Source organism: Lewinella sp. LCG006, assembly GCF_040784935.1.
Lineage (GTDB): Bacteria > Bacteroidota > Bacteroidia > Chitinophagales > Saprospiraceae > Lewinella.
Window position 1 is genome coordinate 1,479,381 of record NZ_CP160680.1, and the last position, 12,853, is coordinate 1,492,233.

2 protein-coding genes (1 of these 2 running past the window's edge) are annotated in these 12,853 nt (G+C 46.2%); both read right to left on the reverse strand.

Annotated features, from left to right (window positions below):
* On the reverse strand, positions 1–10,309 hold the 5' end (the start) of the coding sequence (locus tag AB0L18_RS05140; RefSeq protein ID WP_367391505.1) for an SdrD B-like domain-containing protein. Its footprint begins 18,914 nt before the window's first position; 10,309 of the gene's 29,223 nt are visible here — the first part of the coding sequence; its start codon is at positions 10,307–10,309; its stop codon lies beyond the left edge, outside the window.
* An 864-nt stretch (positions 10,310–11,173) separates the two neighbouring features.
* Positions 11,174–12,841 carry an ATP-binding protein gene (locus tag AB0L18_RS05145; protein WP_367391506.1) on the reverse strand — a complete coding sequence of 556 codons (1,668 nt, stop codon included), beginning with the start codon at positions 12,839–12,841 and terminating at the stop codon, positions 11,174–11,176.
* Positions 12,842–12,853: the final 12 nt, after the last annotated feature.

Here is a 12,853-nt window from a genome sequence, read left to right on the forward strand (position 1 = left end):
TGGTGGTTGTTTCCAAGTAAGACAGTGTATAGTTCCAAACGAATTCTTCGTCAGATTCACCGTCATTATTGTTATCAATGAAATCAACAAAGCCGTTGCCATTCAGGTCGCTCGCTGCGTCGAAGAAGGCATCATACGGCATCAAATCGTTCGGAAGGTTAGAATCCGTTACGCTGATATTGCGCAACTGAATACCATCAATACCGCCAAGGATACGTAGTGTGAGGCTGAAGTTTACTTCTTCGCCAGCACAAATCTCATCGCGATCTGCTTCCTTGTCAATGTTGATAAATACGCCGGTGTAATTCGACGGATCATTGTCCGTGACATTAGGATCACCGTTTGGATTACCGTTTTCATCAACAGGGGTACCTACTACATCGGCAATATTGGTGTAGCGTCCACGCATTGCAGAACCCGTGCGGGTAAAGGTTTGAGATGCACCAGCGGCAAGGAACGGAATCGTTCCGATAAAGCCTTCCTGGTCATCATTCACCTGAACGTTCACCAGGTCAAGGGTGCCGGTATTGGTTACCACGTAAGTCCAGGTTACCGTTGGCGGAGTGTTAGGTACAAGGATAATTGCTCCAGGAGCATTATCTGCATCTTGTCCGTTGGTAGCTTTCTCAATATCGATAGAAGCCGTTTGGCTAACAGGAACTTCTTCGTCGTCCTGATCATCTTCACCAGGAACTTCGTTATCTGGTGTAGAATCGGTATCATCACCATTATCCACCGTGATCTCAGCAACATTCACCAAGGAGGTACCTTGGAAGTTGTTGTCAATCGTAGTCTTCACAATGAAAGTTACCGTCTGGCCAATCGCCAGGGAAGGAATGGTATAGGTACCGTTGCCGTTGTTGATTACGGAAGTGCCGTTGGCATCAAAACCAGTAATCGTCAGACCAGCAGGAACGCGATCCGTTACAACTACATTGGCAGCAGCCTGGCTTCCTTCGTTGGTTACGGTAATATTGAAATCAACGGGGCTGTTCTGAGCGTAAGGCCCAGGCGTACCGCTATTGATGTCCTTGTTCAAGGCCAGGTCGTAAGTGGTCAGACCAGCATCAAGATCAGGATAGTTATCACCAGACATGAGGCTTACGACTTCCGTCATACCGTTCATGGCAGGATTGGCATCAGAATCAAGCGCTTCGTTTCCGCCTTGGTTGGCGGTCGTGAATTGGTAACCTGTAGGCAATACAAACTGTACGCTGTAATCGCCTGGCTCCAGGTCGGTAAATTCGTAGAAACCAACACCATTGGTCGTGGTATTATCGATGATGTTACCATCAGCATCTTTCAGATTAACGGTAACGCCTTCAACAGCAGGTTCGCCAGCATCCTGGATACCGTTGCCATTGAGATCTTCCCAAACGAAATCACCGAGAGAAGCACAAGCTACTTCGTTGATAGTAACCGTAGCAGTACTGTTTGGTCCGGTACAACCTTTGCTATCCGTTACCGTCACTGTGTACACACCAGGTGCGAGACCAGTAATCATTGCTGTCGCTCCGCCATTGCTCCAAGCATAGGAGTAAGGAGGAGTACCGCCGCTAGCCGTAGCTGTAGCAGTTCCATTGTTTTGATCACAATTAGGATCAGTACCCACTGCTGTCACAGCAGGATTAGGATTAACTACTACCTCTACAATATCAGAAGACTGACAATCATTGTCATCAACTACGGTTACTGTATAAGTTGTTGTTGCGGTTGGTGAAACAGTAATGGAAGCACCGGTGAGGTTACCAGGCATCCAAACAATGTTGAATGGTTGGGTACCATTGGTCACCGTAGCCGTAAGGGTTACGCTTTCGCCAAAACAGATTTCATCGTCGTTGCCAGCATCTACGGTTGGGCCGCCGATGTTGTCGATGGTTACACTACCTATACCGAAACAGCCTTTGCTGTCGGTGGCAGTAACCGTGTAAACACCTGGGGCAAGGCCAGTGATCGCTGCACCGCTTGCACCGTTGCTCCAAGCGTAGGTGTAAGCAGCCGTTCCGCCTGTGGCAGTAGCTGTTGCGGTACCATTGTTGTCGCCACAAGTAGCATCAACTCCTACTACGTCTACCGTAGGATTAGGATTGACGATTACTCGTACCACATCTGTAGCCGTACAACCGTTGGCATCCGTAATGGTCACCGTGTAGTTGCGGGTAGCTGTTGGGGTAAAGGTCTTGCTAGCGCCGTTGCCCAAACCTTGGTTCCAGCTGTAGGTAATTGGTGCAGTTCCGCCAGTGGCAACTGCTGTGATGGTCACTTCCGTACCAGCACATACTTCCTGATCCATGCCGGCATTAACCGTTGGACCAGGGATATTTTCGATCGTTACGCTGCCTACGCCCGTACAGCCTTTGCTGTCGGTGGCCGTAACGGTGTACGTTCCGGGGGCAAGGCCAGTGATGGTCGCACCGGTAGCGCCGTTGCTCCACGCATAGGTGTAAGCAGCTGTTCCACCAGTGGCTGTAGCAGTGGCTGAGCCGTTGTTATCGCCACAAGTAGCATCAACACCTACTACATCTACCGTAGGATTAGGATTGACGGTTACTACTACCTGGTCGGTAGCTACACAACCATTGGCATCTGTTGCCGTGGCCGTGTAAGTGGTCGTTGAAGTAGGGCTAACGATGATGCTTGCTCCGCTTAGGTTACCTGGCATCCAGGTAATGCTTACTGGGGAGGTGCCACCGCTTGTCGTAGCCGTAAGGGTTACGCTTTCGCCAAAACAGATTTCATCGTCGTTGCCAGCATCTACGGTTGGGCCGCCGATATTGTCGATGGTTACACTTCCTACACCGAAACAGCCTTTGCTGTCGGTGGCAGTAACGGTGTAAACACCTGGGGCAAGGCCAGTGATCGTTGCACCGGTAGCACCGTTGCTCCAAGCGTAGGTGTAAGCTGCCATACCGCCTGTGGCAGTAGCTGTTGCGGTACCATTGTTGTCGCCACAAGTAGCATCAACTCCTACTACGTCTACCGTAGGATTAGGATTGACGATTACTCGTACCACATCTGTAGCCGTACAACCGTTGGCATCCGTAATGGTCACCGTGTAGTTGCGGGTAGCTGTTGGGGTAAAGGTCTTGCTAGCGCCGTTGCCCAAACCTTGGTTCCAGCTGTAGGTAATTGGTGCAGTTCCGCCAGTGGCAACTGCTGTGATGGTCACTTCCGTACCAGCACATACTTCCTGATCCATGCCGGCATTAACCGTTGGGCCAGGGATATTTTCGATCGTTACACTGCCCACACCCGTACAGCCTTTGCTGTCGGTGGCCGTAACAGTGTACGTTCCAGGGGCAAGGCCAGTGATGGTCGCGCCGGTAGCGCCGTTGCTCCACGCATAGGTGTAAGCTGCTGTTCCACCAGTGGCTGTAGCAGTGGCTGAGCCGTTGTTATCGCCACAAGTAGCATCAACACCTACTACATCTACCGTAGGATTAGGATTGACGGTTACTACTACCTGGTCGGTAGCTACACAACCATTGGCATCTGTTGCCGTGGCCGTGTAAGTGGTCGTTGAAGTAGGGCTAACGATGATGCTTGCTCCGCTTAGGTTACCTGGCATCCAGGTAATGCTTACTGGGGAGGTGCCACCGCTTGTCGTAGCCGTAAGGGTTACGCTTTCGCCAAAACAGATTTCATCGTCGTTGCCAGCATCTACGGTTGGGCCGCCGATGTTGTCGATGGTTACACTACCTACACCGAAACAGCCTTTGCTGTCGGTGGCGGTAACGGTGTAAACACCTGGCGCAAGGCCACTGATCGTTGCACCGCTTGCACCGTTGCTCCAAGCGTAGGTGTAAGCAGCCGTTCCGCCAGTGGCAGTAGCTGTAGCGGTACCGTTGTTGTCGCCACAAGTAGCATCTACACCTACTACGTCTACCGTAGGGTTAGGATTGACGGTTACTCGTACCACATCTGTAGCCGTACAACCGTTGGCATCCGTAATGGTCACCGTGTAGTTGAGGGTAGCCGTTGGCGTGAAGGTCTTGCTAGCGCCGTTGCCTAAGCCCTGGTTCCAGCTGTAAGTATATGGTGCAGTTCCTCCAGTGGCAACTGCTGTGATGGTCACTTCGGTACCTGCACACACCTCTTGGTCTGTACCAGCATTAACTGTTGGGCCACCGATATTTTCAATCGTTACACTACCTACGCCCGTACAGCCTTTGTTGTCGGTGGCCGTAACGGTGTACGTTCCTGGGGCAAGGCCAGTGATGGTCGCGCCTGTAGCGCCATTGCTCCACGCATAGGTGTAAGCTGCTGTTCCACCAGTGGCTGTAGCTGTGGCTGAGCCGTTGTTGTCGCCACAAGTAGCATCAACTCCTACTACGTCTACCGTAGGATTTGGGTTGACAGTAATCGAAATTTGCTTACTATCCACACATCCTTCAGTACTTGTAAAGGTGTAGGAAACTTGGAAAGTACCAGCTGATGTTGGTGTAAACATTCCCGTAGTACTCACATTACCACCCCAAACACCACCGGCTGGGCTTGCGTAAATTTGTACTGGATCGCTACCAACACAGAATGGACCGACTGCTTCAATTATTACCTCAGGAACTGGCACAACAACAACAGTAGTTGTCGCAGAAAGATCACATCCATTTCCAGTGTAATTATAAGTAATGGTATATGATCCAGGACCGACGGCAGCCGGATTGAATACATTACCGCTCACCCCTGGTCCAGAGAACGATCCTCCCGCAGGTGTAGCAGACAAGGAAGCAGTACCACCGTCGACACATAGTGGGGCAATGGGATCGATAGAAACCTCAGGGGCATCCGTTACAAATACGGTAACATCATCCACATCAGAACAGCCTTCGCTATTGGTCACCGTAACGTAGTACGTCGTAGTTGTAAGCGGAGAAACCTGAATAGAAGCGGTTGTTTCACCTGTGCTCCAGGCATAAGATCCCCCTCCGGTAGCCGTTAGTGTGACGTTGCGACCTGCGTCATCGCATTCGCTGGTAGATATCCCTCCACTGAATGGACGGTTATGTAATTCTCCTGATACGTGAGTATAGGCTGCAGCAATTAATTGTCCTTCAATATTAGCGGGAGTGTTTTTGGTTACATTGGCATTAGGAGCCAAAACCGTACCTAGTAACGTTTGTGCACCATTGAGATTCAAGGTAGCTACGTTACCAAAATTCCACAGGATATGAGTACCTGACTCATTTCCAACTCCTGAGAAATTAGGAACATTCCAGTTTACAGAGCCGCTTATATCAACATTTATAATAAGTAAAGTACTACTGCTTGGAGGCGTATTAAACATGATTTGGTTAATACCACTCAGTTCAGCAGCAGATAAGGTTAGGTAGTTTGTCGTATTTGGAGTTAGGTTAATGGTAATCGTTCCACTTCCGCTATAAGTAGTGTTAGCTACTTGAGAGGCCAGGCTAGAAGAGAAAGAACGCAAAGCACTAAACGCACTACCGAAATTAATAACGCCACTTTGTAGGACGCTACTTTCAGATTGCATGGTAGCCAATGATACCGCTGGCGTTGTATCATAGCCGCCAGGAGTTATTCTGGTGTTGACAATGCTAGATCCGATGTTATCAATAACATTTGACCCGGTACCATCTCCAAGTTTTACGTAGCCATTTTGCAATACATTAACGCCGCTGCCACTAGTGTAGATGACACGACCGCCAATAACCAGTGCCGTTGGGTTAGCATCTCCAGAAGCAACAAAATTACCCGCAGTGTGTAATGCTAAATTGTAAGCTCCCTGAAGGTTTAGGTTTCCACCCAATGCTACGGGGCCTTCTGAATCACCATTAACAAATACGGTATTACCTTCAACAAAAGCATTGAAAATACCTGTGATAGAGGAGAAGTCATTATTAATAGGCTCACCAACACACTCACAGATGGTCTCATCTGTACCAGCATTAGCAGTAGGTGCATTTGGCTCCGTAATAGTGATATCCTCAGGCCAAATGGCTTCACAGCCAGTATGGACACCAATGATTGTGATATCAGAATAAGTACCCGCACAAAGACCATTCAAATGGAAACCAGCCAATGAGGTAAAGGTACCTGGCACCTGAACCACCTGACCATTGTAGGTGTATTCGATGCGGTACTCTCCTGTAGTATTGAAGTTGGCATCCACAAAGATGACACCGTCACAGTTGCCTTCACAATTGGAGACGTTGCTCACCAGGCTTACTTCATCCCAAGCGGCTTTGTTCACGGTCACGGTTACGTGATCTTCATCGGTACAACCATTGCCATCAGTAACGGTCACCCCATAAGTGGTGGTTACAGCAGGACTTACGTTGATGGAAGAAGCAGTAGAACCGTTGCTCCACAAGTAGGAGATATTGTCACCATCTACGATGTTGGCCGTAAGGGTTGTTGATTCTCCAAGACAGATGGTCAAACACTCAGGATTGGTATTGAGTAGCGCAATTCCGGAAAGGTTGAAATTGAAGTCACCTGAAGTATCGTCATTCAACGTACCACCAGTGTTTGGGTGACTAAGCACATCAAAAGTTAACCAGCCTGAACCTCCGAATGCCGCTGCATCATTTAAGTTGGCTCCCGTACCCATCTGGAAAGAAGGTCCGGTGCGAACAAACTTAACGACTGCCCCGGTAAGAGCACCAGCACCAGTCATTGTAGCTTCTAATTCGGGATAGTAGTACCAGTCACTATTGTTTAGGTCACCAATACACTGCGCATTTTCCTTTGGACTACCTGCTGGAGCAACAAAAGTACGCCCACGGAATACGGTCTTGATATTAAAGACAAGGTTACCATTGCCATTATTTACCACCTGCATAGATGCTACTGCTGTACCATTAGCAAATTCCTGGAAGGAACCCGAAACGACACTCCAGTGTGGCTGGCTGGTAAAGTTACTCACCAAAGACCCCGTATAGAACCCATAGACATTAGACCCACAAGTTTGAGCACTATTGGAAATTGATCTCAGATAAATAGGATCATCCGCACAAGCGACATTGACCAATGGATTAGGATTAACCGCAACAATTACTTCGTCGGTATCGGTACAACCGTTGGCATCTGTCACCGTTACCACGTAAGTGGTCGTAGCGGTAGGACTTACCGTTTTGGTTGCGCCGTTGCCGAGGCCATTGTTCCAGCTAAAGGTGTAAGGAGCAGTTCCGCCATTTGCAACAGCGACCAGGCTTACGCTTTCGCCTGCACAGATGGTTTCATCTGAACCCGCATTAACCGTTACACCACCACTGCCAGAAATGGTCACTGAGCCAATATCAAAACAGCCATTCGCATCCAATACGGTGACACCATAAGTGCCTGGAGCGAGGTTGTTTTTAGTGGCACCAGTACCCAAGCTACTACTCCACATAAAGGTGTAAGGAGCAGTACCACTGGTAGCACTTGCGGTAGCTGAACCATTGTTCTGCCCACAAGATGCATTGGTTTTGGAAATAGAAATATCAGGATTAGGGTTAACCGTGACAACAATCTGGTCAACACCCGTACAACCCGCCGCATCGGTTACCGTCACCCCATAAGCGGTGGTAGCAACAGGAGATACTACGTGGCTGGCACCATTGCCCAGGTTATTGTCCCATGCATAAGTGTAAGGCGCAACACCATTAGAAGCCGAAGCCTGGATGGTCACATTGCTACCTGCACAAATGGCTACGTCGGGACCAGTAGTGACACTGATTCCGCCGAGGAGGTTAACTTGGTAATCTTCCACTTCACCATCCTGATTCGCGTCAAGGGTGCTACAGAAGTTGCCCGTAGGGCCACCTTCGTTGACACTGCTTTGGATGGTAAAACGAGCGAAAGAAGTACCACAGCTTACGTTATTAGGAACGTTGATGGTGAAGGTATGGGTGCCCGTTGAGCGGTTGTTATTAGAACCCACAACAAAGTTGTTAATAACACGCTCGGAAGGATTATCGAAATCACCATCACGGTTCCAATCGATCCAGCCGTAAATGTGGCCTTCCATGTCATTAGAACTCCAGCTTAGGGTGATCTGCTTGGTCGTTCCTCCCTGGAGGTCGGCACCACCGACAAAAATTACACCATCCTCATCATCACCATTGGCATCATTGTCGTCACCCATGGCATCAGCAGAGTTTTGACTACTGTCATCACTGTCGACCATGTCGCCCAATCGGGTTGGAGAGAAAGGATTGCCGTTGCTGTTATTAATGGTGTAGCAAATGCTGCCGTAAGAAGCTGGCGCATCTCCGTAGTCTGTTCCTAAGTTTGGACACTCGACATCGGCGTGTACCAAACCAGCAATAACCCATGATTGGCCACAACCACTACCATTAGGGTTAGAGGAAGAACGCGTATCTACTTCGATACTCACTTGGGTTGTACTTCCAGGTACATTCGCAAGCGTAAGATCAACAACTGCTAAACAACAACCATTGTCCGGACCATAAATGGTTTCGGTAGTTGTTACACCGCCAGCCGTAGCACGAACGGTAAGAAAACGTCCATCCGTCGTCAACTCTGAGATGGGTAGAGAAACGGTGATATTACGAGAAGTAACATCAGTAGGGATAGGAATAGTGAACGTTTGTAAATTACAATATCCGCTAATGGCCGTAAAGGTACCACTAGAGGATCTTTTTATTGTCGTATTACGGAAAGGATAAACGACTAAAGACTGAAGGCCATTGTTACTGGCACAACTTCCAGTAGCTGAATTATGACCTATCCAAGAAGGGTTATTGGTTATCAAGCCACGATATACATAAACATTACTACTTGCTCCTGAAATATCGACCTGCTGAATCCAGTAGGTATTGCCCGCATTATCAAAAATCTGAACACTGGTTCCAGGGTATTGATTTTTGTAAACCACTTCTGCAACGACTTGGTATACATTGGACGGGTTGGTAATATTTACTTGTGCGTTGGGGGTAGCATTACAATTCACACCCACGCCTGAGACCCCTACTTCTACATAATCATCGCAAGTAAAAGCGTAATTGGTTGGGCCTGTAGGAAGGGTTGGGTTAGAACAGTTTCTATTTCCGAAATTGAAATTACCATTACAGTTCAACCATTGGGTATCACCACAACCGGTTCTCGTTGCACTGCTTTCAGTTTGGTAGGTCGTTCCACCCACCGTAATGTAATCGATGAAAGCATTTTTATCACAACCACTACCTGTAGTGCCATCATTGATAAAGGCCACTTTTATCTGCTGACCATTTGTAAAGCCCGTGTAGGTATAGTTAGCCAATGAGGTGGTCAATGTCCAAGTCTGTACCGCAGTACCATTTAGTTGCAGTTGGATTTGCTCACCTCCACAATTTCCTTTGGCGCGAACCACTACACTACAATCACCTTGGGGTGCTGACAAACAAATGTAATCTACAAACGGTTGGATATGACTTAAGTTAGGTAAGAAGAACACCATTTGGCTAGCCACACCAGTAAGGTTGCTATTGGTCACCGCTGCTATTGCATTTGTGGCAAGCTGATTGCTCGTACTACTCGTATTGGTGACATACCAAATCGCCTGGTTCACTTGAGTGCGCGTATACCCACTAGATTCACCATGGCAAATGATCCAGTTGATGCGCTCAGCCGTAAGGTTAGAATAGCCGGCGTTTGAGGCGCCAACAACTCTGGTGAAAGTAACATCACCATAGTTATAACCATTACCTGGTGTAGGAGCTGTTTTGTTATAATCCAAACACATTACACGCTCTGACATCTCTACGTTACAACTACTACTCACACGAGCGATACATCCCAGATAATCATTATCCGTGTAGATGTAAGTGCTCGGAGAAATGTTGTTTCTGTAGATGGTTACCGTTTCGCCATCACAGTTGGTGTGGCTAATGAAACCTGTCCCACAGAAGGTCCGACCTACCGTAAAGTCACAAGCATGCTCAATTAAATAAGCACGCTCGAAGGTAGCAGAGGTACAATTATCCGACTCCCTGATAAGCTGAAAATCAGCATAACGCGAAGGATACAGCCCCGACAAGGTGAGTTGTCCATCGGTTGTAGTCAGGCCGGTAACGGTCTTAACTTTCGTCCCGAAGGCCATCTGTAGGGTGTACGTTTGCGCGGCAAAGCCTGCTTGATCCGCAACTGTAAAGTACAGTTGACCGTCAGCAGCCTCACACTCGGATTCGTTGGCCCAGCTTACGTTAAGAATCTCCAAATCTTCACAAGCCCCTTGCAGCGTAGCGCTGTTGAGGGTAGAAGCCGGAGCATTTTGCGAGAAGCCCAAAAATGGGACAACCAAACAGAGGACCAGAAGGTACCAGTTTGGTGTTTTCGCAGCAGGCACAGTGTAATGATTAACCATGGTTTAGCTTTGTGTTGTTGTGTTCTTTCCTAAAACTTTTGGTGCCATTTATGAGATGTACACCTATATGCAGACAGGCTATCATGGAATCACGAAAATTCCTTGATAGCAACTGAAATGCCAAAATTGTAATCCTACTTTATCAGTAGAACCGTTTTTTAACACACCACCTTAGATAGTAATTACACTACACGAATTGGTAGCGTAAAAGAAAGGAAATGTGTTGTTCAAAGTGTTTGTGTATGTAGATTAATATGACTCCAGTGGCCATACCTATCACCTAATTTTGAAGAAAACTCAAGGGGGGGGATGTGACAAAACAAGATATCCTCTTTTTCTGTCACAGAACAAATTTAAGGGCAATTCTCATATAAATAAAATCATAATTACATTTTTTTAATAATTTGTGACATTTAATATATAGCAAAATAACCAATAAGTAAACAACAAAATATCGCATATTGATGATTATCAATTACTTAAAATAATACAATTGACTACAAGTTGGGCCAAATCTACCAACATTAGTGACAAAAAAATACTCTAAATCATCTAGTTTCTTTGCTAGAAAGGTTCAGTTTTCTCTTCAGCCAGGAGTAAAAAAAATTAAGCTTTCATAAAACACACTAAAAACCGCATTAAAAACACGTGGATCGACAATAATTGTATTGTCACTTTTAGCAAAAATATTATTCTGGGTAGTTCAATAAGATCAAAACATTAGAGAAGGAAAAACACACTTGAATGTAATTCCTAGGCCAGACTGCCCTACACCCTATTATTTATAGTGCTCTGGTAAACATTACTACGCTATACTACACTGTGAGAGGCACTGAGCTAAATCCCTGATTTTTACTTTCTAATTCAAGCGAAACCTTTCTTGATCGTAAAAGAAAACGAGGTTCCCTTACCTAATTCTGACTCCAGCCAAATTTCACCTTCGTGCTGCTCTACCAACCGCTTACACAAAGCAAGTCCAATGCCTGTTCCTGCAAACTGTTCTTGGGTATGCAAGCGCTTGAAAATTAAAAAAATCTTTTCTTGAAACTCTTTAGCTATACCTATCCCATTATCTTTTACCAAAAACTCCCAGTGATGTTCTTGTTCTTTCAAGCTCACCAATACCTCTGGTTGATTATCCTTATTTTGAAACTTCAGACTATTACCGATCAAGTTCATTAAAATTTGTTTCAACTTGATATAGTCTGCAGCGATTACATCGCATCTAATGTCCCAGGAAAGTCGGCCCTTTTTTTCCTTAATAAGTTCTCTTAGTTCTTCGACCAATTCTTCGCTTAAGGTGCTAAATTTAAAGGTTTTCAATTTTATCTTTTCCGTATTGGCACGAGAAAAGCTCAAGAGGTCTCCTATTAGTGCCTGCATATTTTTAGCACTAGAAATGATAAAGGACAAAAAATCCCGTTCACTATCACTAAGGTTTTGAGCTCGCTTTTGGAGTAAATTAGAAAAACTTACGATGGACCTGATGGGTGCTTGCAAGTCGTGAGAAGCGATGTAAGCAAAATTTTCCAACTGCATATTACTTTCAATGTAGCGCTGCAACACTTCGTTCTGTTCGTTAAGCTTTTCAAGCTGCTTATTGATCAGTTTTTCTTTATGTAGTGCTTCTGTAAAATCACGAAAGAAGCGAATCAATAACAACCGCCCATTGATTTCAATGACCCACTGCAAGGCATCAATATCAAAATATTTGCCTCCGGATGCTTTTATTCTAAAGATCTCTTGGCTTTCTTTCCTAGTAGATAAATCAAAGACCATCCGCTCAAAGACAGTTTCCGAGGTTTCGTTATTTTGCTGATCTGCGGTAAACAAAGGAGCTACTTCTTCACTTGTTGCCATCAACTTATCCTTGGATTGAAGATAAGTTTCCATATTTTTATTTCGAATAAACAAGGTGGCTGTTGCCGGATTCTTCCCATCGAAATGTGTAATATCCAGGATATCTATTCCAGCCCGAGCATGATCAACAATCGTTTTGTAGATAAGCTCACGTTCCTTTGCCGCTTGTCGCTGCTCGGAAAGTTCGGTGGTATCTCGAATAGCTGTAATGCAACCTATTATTTCTCCCGTTTCCAGCCGGTGAGGAGCAACTACCAATTGGCTATTGTAATCACTGTCTTTTCCCCCTTTTTTTGAGTAATATTCCTCAATGACCGTTTCTCCCTTTAAGGCAGATTCCATCATCTCTTGCCATAAAACGGCAAGGTCTTCTCGATAAGGTCTCATCACCTCAATACAGTTATCACCCAATTTAAAGGTCAAACCCAGCTCTTTCAATATTTTTTTTTGAGCCAGCCCATTGATCGCCGATATTCTAAATTCTCGATCAACACCTAACGCATTTTCTGGCAGGCAATCCAATACCGCCTGTAATCGGAGATCAGGCTGCCATCCCTCAGGTTTTTCAGCAGTTTTTACTACTTTTCCTAAAGTTTCAATATATGCAACCACCTTATTTTGCTGTTCTTCCGAAAACCCATGCAAGGCCTTCTTCAAAAGGTGAATATCCATATTATTACAGGG